Source organism: Pseudomonas eucalypticola, from assembly GCF_013374995.1.
Lineage (GTDB): Bacteria > Pseudomonadota > Gammaproteobacteria > Pseudomonadales > Pseudomonadaceae > Aquipseudomonas > Aquipseudomonas eucalypticola.
This window is the reverse complement of the sequence record NZ_CP056030.1, coordinates 2,815,094-2,832,737: the sequence shown is the minus strand read 5'-3', so window position 1 is coordinate 2,832,737 and position 17,644 is coordinate 2,815,094. Positions and strand designations below refer to the sequence as shown.

At 64.0% G+C, this 17,644-nt stretch carries 15 protein-coding genes; 9 read left to right on the top strand and 6 right to left on the bottom strand.

Annotation, left to right across the window (positions count from 1 at the left end):
* Positions 1 to 21: 21 nt before the first annotated feature.
* The 6 genes from acnD to HWQ56_RS12675 all read left to right on the top strand — a co-directional run bounded on the left by acnD (position 22) and on the right by HWQ56_RS12675 (position 9,003).
* Positions 22 to 2,616: a Fe/S-dependent 2-methylisocitrate dehydratase AcnD gene (acnD, locus tag HWQ56_RS12700; RefSeq protein ID WP_176570701.1), complete on the top strand. Its 2,595-nt coding sequence runs from the start codon at positions 22 to 24 to the stop codon at positions 2,614 to 2,616.
* 12 nt (positions 2,617 to 2,628) lie between these two features.
* Positions 2,629 to 3,840 (top strand): 2-methylaconitate cis-trans isomerase PrpF, encoded by a 1,212-nt coding sequence (gene prpF, locus HWQ56_RS12695; protein WP_176570700.1) that lies wholly within the window; start codon positions 2,629 to 2,631, stop codon positions 3,838 to 3,840.
* A gap of 98 nt (positions 3,841 to 3,938) precedes the next feature.
* Positions 3,939 to 4,268, top strand: coding sequence for a hypothetical protein (locus HWQ56_RS12690; protein ID WP_158157582.1), 330 nt, complete (start codon positions 3,939 to 3,941; stop codon positions 4,266 to 4,268).
* Between the two features lie 315 nt (positions 4,269 to 4,583).
* Positions 4,584 to 5,723, top strand: coding sequence for a porin (locus HWQ56_RS12685; protein WP_176570699.1), 1,140 nt, complete (start codon positions 4,584 to 4,586; stop codon positions 5,721 to 5,723).
* A 176-nt stretch (positions 5,724 to 5,899) separates the two neighbouring features.
* A complete protein-coding gene (locus HWQ56_RS12680) occupies positions 5,900 to 7,051 on the top strand; it encodes an epoxide hydrolase family protein (protein ID WP_158157580.1) in 1,152 nt (383 codons plus the stop codon).
* 164 nt (positions 7,052 to 7,215) lie between these two features.
* Entirely contained in the window at positions 7,216 to 9,003 is a 1,788-nt protein-coding gene (locus HWQ56_RS12675; RefSeq protein WP_176570698.1) for a thiamine pyrophosphate-requiring protein, read from the top strand.
* A 98-nt stretch (positions 9,004 to 9,101) separates the two neighbouring features.
* Here HWQ56_RS12675 and HWQ56_RS12670 read toward each other — a convergent pair whose 3' ends face one another.
* Positions 9,102 to 9,335, bottom strand: coding sequence for a hypothetical protein (locus HWQ56_RS12670; protein WP_176570697.1), 234 nt, complete (start codon positions 9,333 to 9,335; stop codon positions 9,102 to 9,104).
* Positions 9,336 to 9,572: 237 nt separating this feature from the next.
* On the opposite strand from HWQ56_RS12670, the gene HWQ56_RS12665 reads away from it, so the two are divergent.
* On the top strand, positions 9,573 to 9,932 hold the full coding sequence (locus HWQ56_RS12665) for an NUDIX hydrolase (RefSeq protein ID WP_158157577.1): 360 nt from the start codon (positions 9,573 to 9,575) through the stop codon (positions 9,930 to 9,932).
* A gap of 73 nt (positions 9,933 to 10,005) precedes the next feature.
* A complete protein-coding gene (locus HWQ56_RS12660) occupies positions 10,006 to 10,800 on the top strand; it encodes an SDR family NAD(P)-dependent oxidoreductase (protein WP_158157576.1) in 795 nt (264 codons plus the stop codon).
* Between the two features lie 147 nt (positions 10,801 to 10,947).
* Here HWQ56_RS12660 and HWQ56_RS12655 read toward each other — a convergent pair whose 3' ends face one another.
* The 3 genes from HWQ56_RS12655 to HWQ56_RS12645 form a co-directional block, all read right to left on the bottom strand.
* Positions 10,948 to 12,198, bottom strand: coding sequence for an MFS transporter (locus HWQ56_RS12655; RefSeq protein ID WP_176570696.1), 1,251 nt, complete (start codon positions 12,196 to 12,198; stop codon positions 10,948 to 10,950).
* Positions 12,199 to 12,265: 67 nt separating this feature from the next.
* A complete protein-coding gene (locus HWQ56_RS12650; RefSeq protein ID WP_158158767.1) occupies positions 12,266 to 13,441 on the bottom strand; it encodes a hypothetical protein in 1,176 nt (391 codons plus the stop codon).
* Positions 13,442 to 13,571: 130 nt separating this feature from the next.
* On the bottom strand, positions 13,572 to 13,754 hold the full coding sequence (locus HWQ56_RS12645) for a hypothetical protein (RefSeq protein ID WP_158158769.1): 183 nt from the start codon (positions 13,752 to 13,754) through the stop codon (positions 13,572 to 13,574).
* 163 nt (positions 13,755 to 13,917) lie between these two features.
* Between HWQ56_RS12645 and HWQ56_RS12640 the strand changes: the two genes are divergently transcribed.
* Positions 13,918 to 14,556 carry a DUF1345 domain-containing protein gene (locus tag HWQ56_RS12640; protein ID WP_158158773.1) on the top strand — a complete coding sequence of 213 codons (639 nt, stop codon included), beginning with the start codon at positions 13,918 to 13,920 and terminating at the stop codon, positions 14,554 to 14,556.
* On the opposite strand, the gene HWQ56_RS12635 is transcribed toward HWQ56_RS12640, so the two are convergent.
* Both HWQ56_RS12635 and HWQ56_RS12630 read right to left on the bottom strand, forming a co-directional pair.
* Positions 14,485 to 16,701, bottom strand: coding sequence for a hypothetical protein (locus HWQ56_RS12635; protein WP_176570695.1), 2,217 nt, complete (start codon positions 16,699 to 16,701; stop codon positions 14,485 to 14,487). The genes HWQ56_RS12640 and HWQ56_RS12635 overlap by 72 nt on opposite strands.
* A gap of 204 nt (positions 16,702 to 16,905) precedes the next feature.
* Positions 16,906 to 17,640 (bottom strand): hypothetical protein, encoded by a 735-nt coding sequence (locus HWQ56_RS12630; protein WP_176570694.1) that lies wholly within the window; start codon positions 17,638 to 17,640, stop codon positions 16,906 to 16,908.
* Between the last annotated feature and the right edge of the window lie 4 nt (positions 17,641 to 17,644).

Below are 17,644 nucleotides of genomic sequence, written 5' to 3'. Positions count from 1 at the left end.
ACCGTGATCGAGCCCAGCACCATGAACACTCAATACCGCACGAACCTGCCAGGCACGCCCCTGGACTATTTCGACACCCGCGCCGCCGTCGACGCCCTCCAGCCCGGCGCCTACGCCACCCTGCCCTACGTGGCCCGGGTGCTGGCGGAAAACCTGGTGCGCCGCTGCGACCCGGCGACCCTGACCGCCTCCTTGAACCAACTGATCAACCGCCAGCGCGACCTGGACTTTCCCTGGTTCCCGGCCCGCGTGGTGTGCCACGACATCCTCGGCCAGACCGCCCTGGTGGACCTGGCCGGCCTGCGCGACGCCATCGCCCGCCAGGGCGGCGACCCGGCCCAGGTCAACCCGGTGGTGCCGACCCAGCTCATCGTCGACCACTCCCTGGCCGTGGAGCGCGGCGGCTTCGACCCGCAGGCGTTCGAGCAGAACCGCGCGATCGAAGACCGCCGCAACGAAGACCGCTTCCATTTCATCAACTGGACCAAAAAGGCCTTCAGGAACGTCGACGTGATTCCGCCGGGCAACGGCATCATGCACCAGATCAACCTGGAGAAAATGTCACCGGTGATCCAGGTCCAGGACGGCGTGGCGTTCCCCGACACCTGCGTGGGCACCGACAGCCATACCCCCCACGTGGATGCCCTGGGGGTGATCGCCATCGGCGTCGGCGGCCTGGAGGCCGAGAGCGTGATGCTCGGCCGTGCCTCGTGGATGCGCCTGCCGGACATCATCGGCGTCGAACTGAGCGGCCAGTTGCAGCCGGGCATCACCGCCACCGACATGGTGCTGGCCCTGACCCAGTTTCTGCGTCAGCAGAAGGTGGTCGGCGCCTGGCTGGAGTTCTTCGGGGCGGGCGCCTCGAAGCTGACCCTGGGCGACCGCGCGACCATTTCCAACATGGCCCCGGAATACGGCGCCACGGCAGCGATGTTCTACATCGACCAGCAGACCGTCGATTACCTCAAACTGACCGGCCGTGAAGACCAGCAGGTGCACCTGGTCGAGCACTACGCACGGCTCACCGGCCTGTGGGCCGACAGCCTGGAAAGCGCCGAATACGAACGCCGCCTGCACTTCGACCTGAGCACCGTGGTGCGCAACATGGCCGGCCCCAGCAACCCGCACGCACGCCTGGCCACCCGTGACCTGGCCGCCAAGGGAATCGCCGGGCCCTGGGTCGAGACACCCGGGCAGATGCCCGATGGCGCGGTCATCATCGCCGCCATCACCAGTTGCACCAACACCAGCAACCCACGCAACGTGATCGCCGCGGGCCTGCTGGCGCGCAACGCCAACCGCCTGGGCCTGGCTCGCAAGCCGTGGGTCAAGACCTCGCTGGCGCCGGGCTCGAAAACCGTCAAGCTGTACCTGGAAGAAGGCGGCCTGCTGCCGGAACTGGAGCAATTGGGGTTCGGCGTGGTGGCGTTCGCCTGCACCACCTGCAACGGCATGTCCGGCGCCCTGGACCCGGCCATCGAGCAGGAGATCATCGACCGCGACCTGTACGCCACCGCTGTGCTGTCGGGCAACCGCAACTTCGACGGGCGCATTCACCCCTACGCCAAGCAGGCGTTCCTGGCCTCGCCGCCGCTGGTCGTGGCCTACGCGATTGCCGGCACGATCCGTTTCGACATCGAGAAGGACGTGCTGGGCCATGGCCCCGATGGCGCCGAGATCCGCCTGAAGGACCTCTGGCCCAGCGATGAAGAAATAGACGCCCTGGTCAAATCCTCGGTCAAGCCCGAGCAGTTCCGCCAGGTGTACATCCCCATGTTCGCCGTGCAGGAAGACAATGGCCCCAAGGCGCCCCCGCTGTACGACTGGCGCCCGCAAAGCACCTACATCCGCCGCCCCCCCTATTGGGAAGGCGCCCTGGCCGGTGCCCGGCCGCTCACGGGCATGCGCCCACTGGCCGTGCTGCCGGACAACATCACCACCGACCACCTATCACCGTCCAACGCCATACTTCTCGACAGCGCCGCGGGCGAATACCTGGCGAAAATGGGCGTGCCCGAGGAGGACTTCAACAGCTACGCCACCCACCGCGGCGACCACCTGACCGCCCAGCGCGCTACCTTCGCCAACCCGAAACTGTTCAATGAAATGGTGGTGGAGAACGGCAAGGTCAAACAGGGTTCCCTGGCGCGCGTGGAGCCTGACGGCCAGGTCATGCGCATGTGGGAGGCCATCGAGACGTACATGGACCGCAAACAGCCGCTGATCATCATCGCCGGTGCCGACTATGGCCAAGGCTCATCCCGCGACTGGGCGGCCAAGGGCGTGCGCCTGGCTGGCGTGGAAGCCATCGTCGCCGAAGGCTTCGAACGCATTCACCGCACCAACCTGGTGGGCATGGGCGTGCTGCCGCTGGAGTTCCTGCCCGGCACCAGCCGCCACACCCTGGGCATCGACGGCACCGAACTGTATGACGTGGCAGGCGCCCGCACGCCCCGCGCCACCTTGACCCTGGTCATCACCCGCCGCGACGGCCAGCGCCTGGAAGTGCCAGTGACCTGCCGCCTGGACACGGCCGAGGAAGTGTCCATCTACGAGGCCGGCGGCGTGCTGCAGCGCTTTGCCCAGGACTTCCTTGAACAAGCGCCCGCCGCCTGAGGACCCACCCCCATGAGCTACCCTGCACAACTGAAGATACCCGCCACCTACATGCGTGGCGGCACCAGCAAGGGCGTGTTTTTCATACGCGATGACCTGCCCGAGGACGCGCGCCAACCGGGGCCGGCCCGCGACCAACTGCTGCTGCGGGTGATCGGCAGCCCCGATCCCTACGGCAAGCAGATCGACGGCATGGGCGGCGCCACCTCAAGCACCAGCAAGACGGTGATCCTGAGCAAAAGCACGCGCCCGGGCCATGATGTGGATTACCTGTTCGGCCAGGTGGCCATCGATGCCGCCTTCATCGACTGGAGCGGCAACTGCGGCAACCTGTCGGCAGCCGTCGGCTCGTTTGCCCTGAGCAACGGCCTGGTGCCCGCCGAACGCATCCCGCGCAACGGCGTGGCCACGGTGCGCATCTGGCAGGCCAACATCGCCAAGACCATTATCGCCCACGTGCCGATCACCGAGGGCGCGGTCCAGGAAACCGGGGACTTCGAACTGGACGGCGTAACGTTCCCGGCAGCCGAGGTGCAACTGGAATTCATGGACCCTGCAGCCGAGGAACCAGACGGTGGCGGTGCCATGTTCCCCACCGGTAACGTGGTCGATGACCTGCAGGTACCCGGCGTCGGCACCTTCAAGGCCACCTTGATCAACGCCGGTATCCCCACCATTTTCCTCAACGCCGCCGACATCGGCTATACCGGTACCGAGTTGCAGGACGCCATCAATGGCGACCCTCAGGCCCTGGCCCGGTTCGAAACCATTCGCGCCCATGGGGCCTTGCGCATGGGCCTGATCGATGAGCTGAGCGAAGCCGCCACTCGCCAGCATACCCCCAAGGTTGCGTTCGTCGCCGGCCCTGCCGCCTACACGGCCTCCAGCGGCAAGGCAGTGGCCGCCTGTGACGTCGACCTGCTGGTACGGGCGCTGTCCATGGGCAAGCTGCACCACGCCATGATGGGCACCGCGGCGGTGGCCATCGGCACCGCGGCCGCCATCCCGGGTACCTTGGTGAACCTGGCGGCCGGGGGCGGCGAACGCCAGAGCGTGCGCTTCGGCCACCCTTCGGGCACCCTGCGCGTGGGCGCACAAGCCGAGCTCGTCGACGGCCAGTGGGCGGTGGTCAAGGCCATCATGAGCCGCAGCGCCCGGGTATTGATGGAAGGCTGGGTGCGCGTGCCCCGAGGGGAGGCTGTCACGGCGCTGAACCCTGCCTGAAAAACCTGCCCATATCGCGTTTTATCGATATAATCGAACGTTGCCTGCTTAGACCCACACCCTCCCGCGGCTGCGCCCGTGCTTCAGGATTGCGCTCAATGCGACTACCCGTGTTTTCCCTGCTTTGCGTCATTGGCTTGGCCGGCTGTGCGTCGGCGCCCAACGCCCCCTCCAAGACATTCACCAGCAGCAAGTCCCCCGAGGAAGTTGGCAGCTGTATCCTGCCCAAATGGCAGGCCTTGCGCCCGGACACCGAAAACACTGGCAACCAGCGCCACTATCGCCTGACCGTCAGCAGCAAGATGGCCGCCGATGAAATCCTGGATATCTACAAGACCCAGAACGGCAGTGAAGTGTCGTGGTACCAGCGCGAACCCCTGAGCTTCAACCGTGGCGCGCTGAACAAAGCGGTGCGCGAATGCCTGTAAGCGACGTCGCAATCGCGCGCGCACCGTGCCAATTGGGCAAGGGCTTGAGCAGCGGTTGAGGCCCCGGCCCACGTGAGCGGTGGCGTGCCCCACCGCCGCCGGGCCGCAGGGGTGTTCGGCCCGCCGTGAACCACCATGGCGCACCCGCCCCGCTCCTGGCGAGGGTGGCAACCAAGGGCACGCGCGCTCTGCCCCGGGGCCTGCACGGCGCGAGCGGCGCTTGCGCAAAACGCATGGCCTGCACCAATCGGCAATTCCCCTCGCGGCCCGTCCTCCGCGACCCTGACGCTCCCGGTCTTGCCCAAGGAGTCGTCGATGAACAAAGGTTATGCTACCGCCGCGTCACTGGCCGTCTTCGCCCAGGGCCTTGCCCCGGTGCCTGCGGCCCAGGCCGATGGTTTTCCCGGTATCGCCATGATCGCCCCTGGCTTCGGCTACTACGCCATCGATAGTGGTTTTGACAGCAAGCTCAAGGCATACGGCACCCTGGATGCCTTCGCCAGTTACCACGACTCGGGCCACTCCACCGGTATCCAGTTGGGCGGCGGCGGTGCCTGGACCAATAAGCTGGGGGTGTATGCGCGTACGCCGGTGGCCACCGACACCGTGCTGGAAATGGACGTGGAGGAAGGCTTCAACGTCAACGGCAACACCGTGGGGCAGGACTGGAGCAGCATCGGCGCCCTGCGCCTGGCCGTGGCCGCGTTGCGCTCCCGGGAGTACGGCAAACTGGAGGTGGGCAAGACCTACGGCATGGGCACCCCCACCTACGCCGATCCGTTCCTGGCCAGCTACGGCTCGCCCTACACCTACCTGGCATTGCCGGCCGCCGGCAAAGGCGCCTATTACCTGGACCTGCGCCCCAAGCACACCGTGGCGTACACCACGCCTACGTTCCACGGATGGAGCGCCGCCGGCGCCGCCAGCTTCGGCCTGGACGACCACGCCAGCGAGGGGCGCACCTTGCGCGGCGGCGGGGCCAAGGTGCAGTACACGGACAAACGCCTGATTCTGCTGGCCTCGTTCAACCGTTACCTCAGTGACCCGTGGGACGACAACGGCACGCTGAAGCAAACCGCCAACTACTACAAAAGTCTGTCGGCGTTCTACGACTTCGGGCCGTTCTCCAGCAGCCTGACCTGGCAGCGTCAGGACGTCGATTACAGCGCGAGCCCCAGCACCACGGTGGTCACCGCAGGCTTCATCATGCCCTTGGGCAAACGCGACCTGACTCGCCTGGTGCTGGTCAAGCGCAGTGTGGAATTCGGCGGCAAGGACGCCTACGGCGCCATGGTCGGCTACGATCACTTCTTCACCCCGCGCCTGGCCACGTACGTCCACCTGGGCATGATCAGCAACCAGCGCAACTCGGCCGTGACCTATGCGGGAACCCCGGTAGAGCAGACGGGTGACGACCCGCAGAACCTGTCAGTGGGGGTGTATTACCATTTCTGATGCGTGTTTTGCGCCGGGTAGCAGCGGACCTGGCCGCGTCACAACCGCCGCGCAGCATCAGGCATGCCCCACGCACCACCTGCGCGCAAAGCGCCGTGGCGTCGACGCAGGCATGCAGGAAACCGCCAAGTCATTTATCATCCGCACGCTACCGCCAACGTCAGGGAGTAAGACGGATGAGGATCGAGCCCTTCAGTATCGCCATCAGCGACCAGGCGCTACTGGACCTGCACCAGCGCCTGGCCACCACGCGCTGGGCCACGGGCGTGGAAGGCAATGGCTGGAGCGAGGGCACCGACAGCGCCACCCTGCGCCGCCTGGTGGAATACTGGCAGCGGGATTTCGATTGGCGCGCCCAGGAAGCCCGGCTCAACACCCTGCCGCAGTTCATCGCCCACATGCCGGGCCAACGTATCCATTTCCTGCACCAGCGCGGCCGCGGCCCTGCGCCGCTGCCACTGGTGCTGACCCATGGCTGGCCAGGGTCGTTCGTGGAAATGGAAGCCATTTTGCCGCTGCTCACCGACCCCGCTGCCCATGGGGGCGACGCGGCCGACGCGTTCCATGTGGTGGTACCCTCCCTGCCCGGCTACGGCTTCTCGCCAGCACCCACCAGCAAGGGGACCGGCCCCTCCGAAATTGCTGGGCTGTGGGCGCAGTTGATGACTGCGCTGGGCTATGACACCTTCGGCGCCCAGGGCGGCGATTGGGGCGCCAGCGTTTCCACGTGGCTGGCCTATCGCTACCCGGTGCGGGTCAAGGGCCTGCACCTGAACTTCCTGCCCGGCTCCTATCGCCCTCCGCTGGGCCCGGACCAACCGCCGGTGAGCAGTGAAGAGCAGCGCTTTCTCGATCAGGCCAGTGCCTGGAGCCAGATGCACGGTGCCTACGGCCAGATCCAGGGCACCCGCCCGCAGACCCTGGCGGTGGGTTTGAACGACTCGCCCGCAGGGCTGGCGGCGTGGATCGTGGAGAAATTCCAGGCCTGGAGCGACTGCCAGGGCGACGTGGAGCAGGCCTTCGGCCTGGATGCGCTGCTGACCAATATCGCCCTGTACTGGTTCACCGGCAGCATCGGCGCGTCGTTTCGCCTCTATCTGGAAAGCCGCCGCAAGCCCTTGCACTTCAGCCCCGGCCAACGGGTACTGCCACCGCTGGGCGTGGCGCAATTCCCCGCTGAACTGCCCATGCCCCCGCGCAGTTGGGTGCAGCGCTGCTACAACGTGCAGCACTGGAGCCACATGCACCGCGGCGGTCATTTCGCCGCCATGGAATGCCCGCACGCCTTGGCCGAGGACATCCGCGCGTTCTTCCGCCCCCTGCGCTGATGGCTGCCCGGATGCGATGAAACTATCGCGCCGGGCGCCGGGTCCAGAACCTAACGGTCTGTATGAAATGTATTCCAGCGAAGGCCAGGCGAGCCTGTTTTCAACATGGCCGAGTCGGGATGCATTGGGTACAGAACCTGGATCCCTTCAACGGTGAGGTTCACATGGCTCAGACAGTAGGCGACTTCCTGGTTCAACGGCTGCACGAATGGGGCGTGACGCGCATCTATGGTTACCCGGGCGATGGCATCAACGGTGTGTTCGGGGCTTTGCAGCGCTTTGGCAAGATCCAGTTCATCCAGGCTCGCCACGAAGAAATGGCTGCCTTCATGGCGTCGGCCCACGCCAAGTTCACGGGTGAGCTGGGTGTCTGTATTGCCACGTCCGGCCCAGGCGCCACGCACCTTGTCACGGGCCTGTATGACGCACGCCTGGACCACATGCCAGTGCTGGCGATCGTCGGCCAGCAAGCCCGCGGCGCGCTGGGCGGTCACTACCAGCAGGAAGTCGACCTGGCGTCACTGTTCAAGGACGTCGCCGGCACCTTCGTCGAACAGGCCAGCGTGCCCTCCCAGGTGCGCCACCTGCTCGACCGTGCCGTGCGTTCGGCCGTCGGTGAACGCCGGGTCAGCGCGCTGATCCTGCCCAACGACCTGCAGGAACTGCCCTATCAGGAGCCGGCTCGCGCCCATGGCACCGTGCACTCCGGCGTGGGCTACAGCAAGCCGCGCGTGCTGCCTTACCCGCCTGATCTGGAGCGGGCCGCCGATGTACTCAACGAGGGCAAGAAGGTCGCCATCCTGGTGGGCGCCGGCGCCCTGGGTGCCGCCGACGAGGTGACCCAGGTCGCCCAGTTGCTGGGCGCGGGGGTGGCCAAGGCGTTGCTGGGCAAAGCGGTGCTGCCCGACGACCTGCCCTGGGTGACCGGCAGCATTGGCCTGCTGGGCACCGAGCCCAGCTACAAGCTGATGACCGAATGCGACACCCTGTTGATGATCGGTTCCGGCTTTCCCTATGCCGAGTTCCTGCCCAAGGAGGGCCAGGCGCGGGGTGTGCAGATTGACCTGGCGCCGGACATGCTCAGCCTGCGCTACCCCATGGAGGTCAACCTCACGGGTGACGCCACTGAAACCCTGCGTGCCTTGCTGCCGCTGCTGCACGAAAAAAGCGACCGCGCGTGGCGCGACAAGGTCGAAGGCTGGCGTGACGACTGGGAACGGAAACTCACCGCCCGCGCGCTGGCCAGCGCCAAACCGATCAACCCGCAGCGCGTGGTCTACGAACTGTCGCCGCGCCTCCCCGACCAGGCGATCATCACCAGCGATTCCGGCTCTTGCGCCAACTGGTACGCCCGCGACCTGAAAATCCGCAAGGGCATGCAATGCTCCCTGTCCGGCGGCCTCGCCTCCATGGGGGCGGCAGTGCCTTATGCCATCGCCGCCAAATTCGCCCACCCGGACAAGCCGGTCATTGCCCTGGTGGGTGACGGCGCCATGCAGATGAACAACATGGCCGAATTGATCACCGTGGCCAAATACTGGAAAACCTGGGACACGCCCCAGTGGATCTGCGCAGTGTTCAACAACGAAGACCTCAACCAGGTCACCTGGGAGCAGCGCGTCATGGAAGGCAGCCCGAAGTTCGCGGCCTCTCAGGACATTCCCGACGTGCCCTACCACCTGTTCGCCATTTCCATTGGCCTGAAGGGCATTTTCGTCGAGCGCGAAGACCAGGTCGCCGCCGCCTGGGAGCAAGCGCTGGCCTCGGACACACCCGTGCTGATCGAGTTCAAGACCGACCCCAACGTGGCCCCTTTGCCGCCACACATCACCCTGGAGCAGGCCAGGAAATTCGCCACCACGCTGTTCAAGGGCGACCCTGACGAAGCCGGCATCATCACCCAGACCGCCAAACAGGTACTGGGCGCCCTGTTACCCGGCAAAAAGGACTGACCCCGCAGCGGACCCGGCCGCGTCAAGAACGCCACGCGCTACCAGGCGCCCCGCTGTTGCACCTAAAGACCTGGGAAGCCGCCATTGGCTTTCCCACGTCATGGCACCAGCAACGCTTCATGGATCTCCACGCTCGGCACCTGACAATGGTGCCGCTGCGCCTGCAACCAGGCGCGCATCTTGTGCACATCGAATATCTGCCCCTGTTCCATCAGGGTGAGCACCAATTCATGGGACATGCGGTAACGGCCACACTCGGGACAATGACGCTCTTCCCATTCACCTTCGCACTGCAGATCTTCCGCGCTTCCCGCGCATATCAAGCAGCTCATGGGCGGCCTCCTTATTGTTGTTTTTCTTCACTTTAGCGTCGAGCACCTGCAATTTGTGTGACAGCAGCCGGCCGGTCGCGTTTTTTTCTGGCAATGCGCCGAACGACCGGTACCTCACCGAGTCTTTGTCATAATGACTTGGCATTCTTAATGCTTCAGTCAAGGATATGACGAATTTGTGACAGTATCAGTGCCCATCAGCGGGCATTGTGCTGAGGCAAGAAGGAAACCCGCACCATGAAAGAGCGTGCCACCCTCATCTGCCGCCGTGAAGACCAGATCCTTTACGTGCGCAAAGCCAAGTCGCGCTGGAACCTGCCAGGCGGCAAGATCGAAAAGAACGAAAGCCCAGCGGCGGCGGCCGCCCGTGAACTGCAGGAAGAAACCGGCCTGCTGGTGGTGGAGCTGGTGTTCCTGGGAGCCTACGAAAGCGATGACACCTTGCATCATCTGTTCGAAGCACGGCTGGCCGACAATGCCCAGCCCAAGGCGCAGAACGAAATCGCCGAATGCCGCTGGCAGCACCGCCGCCAATTGCATGAACTGCGCCTGACCCCCAACGCCCGCGCAATCATCAAGACCCTTCGCGCAGCCTGATCACCGTGGCGCATGGAACGCTGGCGCCCCTGGCCGGTCATGATGCTATCGCCCATTGCTTGGAGACAGCGCCATGAACATCGATCTGCACGGCAAGACCGCCCTGGTTACCGGCTCCACCCAAGGTATCGGTTTCGCCATTGCCCTGGGGCTGGCCGAGGCCGGCGCCAAGGTGGTGATAAATGGCCGCAAGGCCCCCGCGGTGGACGCCGCCGTCGCCAAGTTGCAGCAGGCGGTCAGCGGTGCCCAGGTGCAAGGGCTGACCGCCGACGTAGGCAGCGCCGAAGGGTGCCGGCAAGCCATCGCTCATTTACCCGAGGTGGATATCCTGGTCAATAACGTGGGGGTCTACGGCCCGCAGGACTTTTTCGACACCCCGGACGATGAGTGGGAACGGTTCTTTCAAGTGAACGTGATGTCCGGTGTTCGCTTGTCGCGCGCCTACCTGCCCGGCATGGCGCAAAAGGGCTGGGGCCGGGTGCTGTTCATCTCCTCGGAGTCTGCGCTGAACATTCCGGCCGACATGATCCACTACGGCTTCACCAAGACCTCCAACCTGTCGGTGTCCCGCGGCTTGGCCAAGCGCATGGCCGGCACCGGGGTGACGGTCAACGCCATCCTGCCGGGGCCTACCTTGTCCGAGGGCCTGCAAGACATGCTCAAGGACGAACAGGCCGCCAGTGGCGAGTCGCTGGAAAAGACCGCGGCGGCGTTCGTCATGAAAAACCGCCCGACCTCGATCATCCAGCGCGCGGCGAGCATGGAAGAAGTGGCGAACATGGTCGTCTACATCGCCTCGCCGCAAGCAAGCGCCACCACCGGCGCGGCGCTGCGCGTGGACGGCGGCGTGGTCGACAGCCTGGCGTAGCGGTCGACAGGCCATCTGATCCGGTTTTTTCTCGCGTTTCTGAATCTGGTGTCCTTCACCCGGCGCAGCGCATAGTGAACTCACCAGCACAGCGATACGGGAGTTCAAGCGATGCAAGAGTTCGGCGTGAAGGAACTGATCAGGTTTTCACTTTACGTGGTGGTGGCCTGCGGCGTGTTCTTCGCCGTCGCCATGTCCTTCTGACACCTGGGGCCGCGGGCGTGCGAGGGCGGTGATCACCGCCCCCAGCGCCATCAGCGCACAGGTGACGATAAACACCACCCGCATGCCCACGTGCCCGCCCAGGTACCCCCCCGCCAATGGCCCCAGTACCTGCCCGGCGTACTGGCTCGAGGTGGAATAGCCCAGCATGCGCCCCGCCACGCCTTCGGGCACCGAATGGCGGATGATGCTGGCGATGCACGGCAACAACCCGCCCAGCGCCACGCCCATCAGCAAGCGCAGTACCATCAATTGCCAGGGCTGGGTCACCAGCGCCTGGGGAATGAGCAACAGGGCGGCCGCCACCAGGCAGGCGATCACCACCTTCCAGTGCCCCACGCGGTCGGCCAGCCTGCCCAGGCGCGAGGCCGAAAGAATGCTGCCCAGGGCGGCCGCCGACATCACCAGCCCAGCTGCCATCGTGACGTTGGCCGCGCCCAGTTGCATCAGGTACACGGTGATGATGGGCTCGATGGACATGTTGGAAAACGTCACCAGGCACGCCACGCCGAACATCGCCAGCACGGGCGCCAGGTTAGCGACCCGGGCCGCGGGAACGGTGCCCTTGCCCCCCGTGACAGGTCTTGGCCGCGGCACTTCCTTGAGCAGAAAGGTGGTGGCCAGGAACGCCAGGAAAATAACCGCGCCGGCCAGGAAAAACGTGGCGCGGATGCCCACTAGCGGTGGCAGCGCCCCGCCGATCAGGGGGCCCGCCAGGCTGCCCGCCATGATGCCGGAGGACAACACCCCCAGCGCCCAGCCTGAACGGGCCTTGGGGGTCTGGGTGGCCACCAGGATCGTTGCCCCTGAGGCATAGCCGCCCAGCAGTCCAGCCAGCAACCGCAGCAACACCAGTTGCCAGATCGTCTCGGCCAGGCCGATCAGCGACATGGCGATGGCCATGCCAAGGCTGGCCCGAATCAGCATCAGCTTGCGCCCGTAGCGGTCACCCAAACGGCCCCACAGCGGCGCGGTCAGCGCGGCGGAAAGAAACGTGGCACCAAACGCTACCCCGGACCACTGCACGATGGCCGCCGGGTCGCTCACCTCCAGGCTCTGGACGTACAGCGGCAGGAACGGAAGGAGCAGGGTCATGGCGACGATGGTGGTGAACGCGCCGAAGACGCACACGGCCAGGTTGCGTTGCCAGTGCTGCTCGTGGTCATTTGAATCCATGCAGGGCTCTCCTCTCAGGTAGCCCTACGCTATCGTGCGCGCCCCCCATAAATAAAATTCATGTTTTTTATGCAGTGGATTCCCCGTAGGAATTCATGCGGCCGATCAGCGCTCGATGCACAGTGCTCAGGTCCTGCTGCAGGCCGTGCTCCCATTGATTGAAACTGAGGAAATAGAGCATCCCGGAATGCACCGCAGCGTGTCGCACCGAGATCCCCAACGTGTAGGCCGGCTCACCATGCTCGATGATGCTGTCGAACACATACGTGAGGTAATCCTGCCACCAGTGTGCACTCGCGGTGCTCACCGCGGCCTGGCGGTTGACCGAGTACACCAGGCTTCGCCCGGTCTGGCGCGACAAGGCGATCAGCCCACTGTCGCTGCCTAGCGGGGTCAACGCCCGGCCCGCGTCCCCATGCACCACGTGGCCCCTGTACAGGCGCTCGCCAGGGTCGAAGCGGCGAAAATGCACCCGCACCTCGTCATCGACCACCGGTCCATGCTGGTCGAACAGGTGCTGTTTGATGCAACCCGCCACTGCCATCAGGTAGGCATCGAACAGGTCGACGCCGTTGACGGCTGTAGGCGCGTCCGCCAGGAACCGAGCGGTCAGTTGCTTGAGCCCCCGATGAAACTGGCACATCCTCGCCACATAGTGTGGCAGCAGTTGCAGGAACACAGGCTTGATCGGCAGGCGATACCCATGGGGCAAGCTCAGGCTAGGTTGGCCACCCACCAGTTCATCCCGCGCGTGCAGCACCTTGCGTGCCTCTTCCATTTCCAGCTGCAAGGCGCGGCCCTGCTCGTCCAGTGCACGTTTGCGCGCATCCAGTAGCTGGCTTTCCTGTTGCAGGGCGCCTACATTCAATTCCCGTTCAAGCAGGCCTTCCAGCTCAACGCGCTTGGCTTCGTGGTAAGCGTCCAGGGCACGGTTGTTGCCGAAGACGACGTCGATCAGGGTAATGCGGTAGCGTGAGTCCTGTTGCAGCAACATGCGCGTCAGCAACACGATGGTGGCGATGAAGCCAACGACGTACGCGCCGCACAGGCTCAGTACCAGCTGGCCGGAATCGTGGCCGTAGCCGATGAAACCCTTGAGCGCCGAATCGGCCTCCAGCGCCGCCGCGCTGAGGCTCGCCGACCCCGCAATGACCTTGCCTGTCTTGCTACCGAACGCGAAGGCGGCCCAGCCACCCATCGCGCCGGTGAACAGGCCAATGAGGGTAAAGGTGAAAAAATCCATGTAGCGCTCCAATAGACGGGGAAGCCGTCATTGAAGGCCGTTGGTGGCCGCCACGTAACTGGTAAAAAGCGCAGCGTGTTCAGCGAACCATTGCCTGCGCCCGAGGCTCCAAGGTTCGTGTCGCTTGCCTTTATTCGGGTTCGTGAGGTTGAACGGGACGCGACGGCTCCAGGCCGGCGTCGCGCCCATCGCGGTCGAACGCCGCCTCGTTGCTCGCTGGCCGGCGGACGTCGCGTACGCCTTGGAACAGGCGCGCCTGGCTCATCAGGCCCAGCAACAATGAGGACTCATTGGAGGTATCTACTGTGCTCATATCGGACGTTCCTTGTAGGACAATTCCTACATTCAACGCGCAAACAGCGTGCTTGGCTACTGGTAGATCTGACAGGTGACACGCACTGAAAAAAAGTGTACGCCCTCCTCTGCAACCTATTCGGCTATGCCTGCGACATGGCCCTTCAAGGATATCCATGGCCCTGCCCAGCCTGCCCCGCACCCACCCACGCCTGTCCAGCGCTGCTGCCATTGGGGTGGTCGCCAGCGTCCTGGTCCCTGCCGACCTGGTGATGCGCATCCTCATTGGCTGGAACGCCGGCGTGTGGTGTTACCTGCTCTTGATGGCGTGGCTGGCCACCCATGCCACGGCGGAAAAAGTGCAGCAAACCGCTCAGCAGGAGGATGAAAACGCGGGATGGGTGCTGGTGACCGTCTGCATCGCCGCCATCGCCAGCCTGGCGGCGATTGGTTTCGAACTGGCCGGTGGCAAGCAGCTGCCGCCCGACGTACGCGGTTTGCACTACGCGTTCACCGGGCTGACAGTGGTGGGTTCCTGGCTACTGACAGGGGTCATATTCGCCCTGCATTACGCACGGCTGTTTTACTTGAACGACGGCCACGACGCCCCCCTGCGGTTTGCCGATGGCGAGACCACGCCCGATTACTGGGACTTCCTGTATTTTTCCTTCACCATCAGCGTGGCGGTCCAGACCTCCGACGTGGGCGTCGCCACCAAAGGGTTGCGGCGCGTGGTGCTGGGGCATTCGCTAATCGGTTTCCTGTTCAACACGGCGATACTGGGGTTTTCCATCAACATCGCCGCAGGGCTGATGAACTGAGACAGGGGAAGCGCCCGTGACGCGATGTTTTGCAAGCGACGCCCGCCTTTTACACCCCTCGCAACCAGCGGCGCAAGCGGTCCAGTAACGTGGATAGCCACCCTTGGGCATGAACCTCGAGGCCAGTGGCAGCCTGGCACCAGCTATCATCATCCTGATAGTTATCCCGGTCACACGGGCATTTGCCCCCGGGGGGATCAAGCTGATACGCGCATAGTTCTCTCTTCGTTTGTTGGTAATCGGCACCTGCCCCTCCCGGTAAAGCGTGTACCACATTTCTGCGGAACCATTTTGGTCCTGGATAGGGGTACTGACACCCTTGAAGCCGATCGGCTCGATCAGGTCCTTGAAGCGCGAGGCCGGCAACGTGAAGGTCACGCCATCGCGGGCAGCACTCGCGTCCAGCGGGCCCACCTCAAAGTCATCCCCCACGTAGAATGACTCATGACCAGAGTTAGTCAGGTTTTCCCTGTAGTACCCCTGCCAATGAAAAACAATGCGCGCCCCGGCCACGAACCGCGGGTCCGCTGGTAAATACACTGTCATTCCTCTCCACGGTTTGACGGCGCAGTTGAACTGCGGAATACGTTCATCCCAGTTGTGCGGCGCCCCTTCAGGCTTGGGGTAAAATACCTTGGGCAACGTCGGCTCGATCACACTGAAACTGATAGTGACGAGCGTGTCCTCGGACTGCTGGCTATTCACCCCGTTGAAGGTGAGGTAGCGCACTGGCATGGCCGCGCTGACACCAGCGTCGACCACACGCTGCCAGGGTACGAAAAACTCCAGGATGTCGCCTCCCGCATCGCTGGCGTTCACCGTGTAGCGGGCAACCGGCTCGGCCAGTTGCCCCCAGTACAGGCGCAGTTCCTCCCCTGGGTTAGGGTCGGGGTAGAGCGCGAGTTCAACCTTCACTTGCGTGCCGACGTCCTCGTCCCCGATCCGATTATCCCCGCCCCTGCCCTTCACCGTGACCCTCGCCAGGCGGGGATTGACAGGGTTGGGGTCAGGGTTGATTGGCCCGGCCACGGTAAGGTCGAGCACCACGCTCAGTTCGGGTGATCGCCAACGACGTGGCCCGCGCAGGATGCTGAAGGCCACTGGGACGGTTTCGCGGGCACTGGTGCCGTTGACGGTCAACACTTCCCAAGGCACCAGATGGAGTAACGGAAATACCGGGCTGTTGCCCACCGAGGTCTCGAATGACGTTTGCGCCCCCCAATGGACGACAAACCTGTCACCCGATCTCCATTCATAGCGGCCGATCTGCACCTGCACACCGTTCAAGCTGTCCGCACGGTTGATCAAACCGTCGTTGAAGGCAGGCACCTGAGGCGCAGCCAACACCGGCGTGACTGTGAAATCCACCGTCACGGGCGTGCCCTGAGAATAGACGCTGGTATTGCCAGCTCGATCCTTGAGCAGGTATTTCACCACGAAGTCGCCCTGGCCTCTGGCCTTGATGACCGCCTCGGGAATGTTCACCGTGATACGGCTCGCCGGGTCGTTTTGTGCCTGCTCAGCCTCGTCCGCCGTGACCGTGTGGGTGAAGAAGATCAAATCGTCGCCGGGTTGTATCGGGACGTGCTGCCAGTAGAATTCGATCTGGTCTTCGGTCTTGGTGCCACTGTAATGGGGAATGTCCACGGTCAACAGGCCGCCATTATCCGCCAGGTATTCTTCAGTGATACCGTTGGCGATGACTTCAGGGGGCAGCAATACGATCCCGGGGATGGCGTTGAACGACGGTGCCCGCCAGTCGATCAGCACAGTGGTGACTTCGGATTCGTCGTCGTAGAGCTCCGAAGCGATGCGGTACTTGATGCGGTGAGGCCCTTCGACCGCCAGCAGGTACTCCGGCACAAGGAAATACAGCTCGGACGTATCGAAAGGGTACTGAAAAGTTTTGGTGGGCAGCGCGTGCGTATCCCAATAGGGATGAACCGTGGCAGGAAATTCGCCAGGGCTGATCGGCGCAGCCCCCCACTGATCGAACTCGACCCGAAGCGCGGCGCTTAGCAAGCTGATCGGCAGCAAGTTGGTTTCGCCCGGCAGGTCGGGTAGCGTGCCCTCTACACGCGGTGGCAGAAAGACATCGGGAAGGCGCTCGGGCAAGCCGGGGCGTTCGGGTGTGTCATTGCTCATGGCGGGCCTCATATCCTCGTTGGCCTGTCGCGGTGGGCGCAGGCTTTACCCGTATTCCACACCCGCGGCACCGATACGCCTACTGTCAAAACTAACAGTGCAGCCCCGTTGCCCCCCAACGGTTATCCAGTGGGAGCCACACGGTTGCGTCAGCGCTCCATGGACTTCATCGGCCGGTATTCAGGACTGTTCAAACGCAGCCTTCTACACGATCTCCTCCTCGATATCGCCCTGTTCACCCCCAGGCCCGACTGAACCACCGGTAATCGTCCAGGCATTGGAAACCAGATCGCCCGCGTACCGTGCCGTCGCGGTGAACGTCGATGAACCAGCACCACGTTCGACTGGCCAGAGCCAGCTGCCATTTTCCTTCACGGTGACAACTTTCAGGGAATCTGAGCCACGAAATACCTCGACTTCGCGGTCAGGCATGGCGGTGCCGTACAGCACCACGTAATCGGACGTCGTGGTGCCCCCGTTCGCTACGGGCCCTTGCTTGTCCAACACTTCACAGATGGTCAGCGGTACGACTAGGATGCTGCGAATCAGCACCTCGCGCTCAAGGGAGCGATAGAGGTAAGGGCCCCTGACGACGGAATACGCCGCCGTCGCGTCCAGTTCCAGCCCAACCTCGAGCACCGCTTCGGGAATGGTAAACGCCAGGGGACGGCCATCCGCCTCCACCGTCAGCGTGAGCTCGAGGTTGGCTGCGATCAGCATTGTCTGCCACCGCAATGTCACTTCGTCTCCCGCTTTCATGCCGTCGTAGTAAACCTGAACCCTGGCGCCACCGGCGGGTAGGTCGGCAGGTACCAGGATGTTTTGCACCAGCCCCGCGATAGAGACCTGACGCAGATCACGCGCCTGGGTCGGGGAGCTGTCATCGTCGGTGTTCAACGCCGACGCCTTGCCGTGCTGATCGTAGCTTGGGGTAGACATGCAA

Bases quoted from the DNA above. Each gene is read 5' to 3' on its own strand.
- HWQ56_RS12630 (WP_176570694.1), bottom strand. From the start codon at position 17,640: ATGTCTACCCCAAGCTACGATCAGCACGGCAAGGCGTCGGCGTTGAAC.
- HWQ56_RS12655 (WP_176570696.1), bottom strand. From the start codon at position 12,198: ATGGATTCAAATGACCACGAGCAGCACTGGCAACGCAACCTGGCCGTG.
- HWQ56_RS12675 (WP_176570698.1), top strand. From the start codon at position 7,216: ATGGCTCAGACAGTAGGCGACTTCCTGGTTCAACGGCTGCACGAATGG.
- HWQ56_RS12635 (WP_176570695.1), bottom strand. From the start codon at position 16,701: ATGAGCAATGACACACCCGAACGCCCCGGCTTGCCCGAGCGCCTTCCC.
- HWQ56_RS12670 (WP_176570697.1), bottom strand. From the start codon at position 9,335: ATGAGCTGCTTGATATGCGCGGGAAGCGCGGAAGATCTGCAGTGCGAA.
- HWQ56_RS12665 (WP_158157577.1), top strand. From the start codon at position 9,573: ATGAAAGAGCGTGCCACCCTCATCTGCCGCCGTGAAGACCAGATCCTT.
- HWQ56_RS12660 (WP_158157576.1), top strand. From the start codon at position 10,006: ATGAACATCGATCTGCACGGCAAGACCGCCCTGGTTACCGGCTCCACC.
- HWQ56_RS12685 (WP_176570699.1), top strand. From the start codon at position 4,584: ATGAACAAAGGTTATGCTACCGCCGCGTCACTGGCCGTCTTCGCCCAG.
- HWQ56_RS12690 (WP_158157582.1), top strand. From the start codon at position 3,939: ATGCGACTACCCGTGTTTTCCCTGCTTTGCGTCATTGGCTTGGCCGGC.
- prpF (WP_176570700.1), top strand. From the start codon at position 2,629: ATGAGCTACCCTGCACAACTGAAGATACCCGCCACCTACATGCGTGGC.
- acnD (WP_176570701.1), top strand. From the start codon at position 22: ATGAACACTCAATACCGCACGAACCTGCCAGGCACGCCCCTGGACTAT.
- HWQ56_RS12645 (WP_158158769.1), bottom strand. From the start codon at position 13,754: ATGAGCACAGTAGATACCTCCAATGAGTCCTCATTGTTGCTGGGCCTG.
- HWQ56_RS12680 (WP_158157580.1), top strand. From the start codon at position 5,900: ATGAGGATCGAGCCCTTCAGTATCGCCATCAGCGACCAGGCGCTACTG.
- HWQ56_RS12650 (WP_158158767.1), bottom strand. From the start codon at position 13,441: ATGGATTTTTTCACCTTTACCCTCATTGGCCTGTTCACCGGCGCGATG.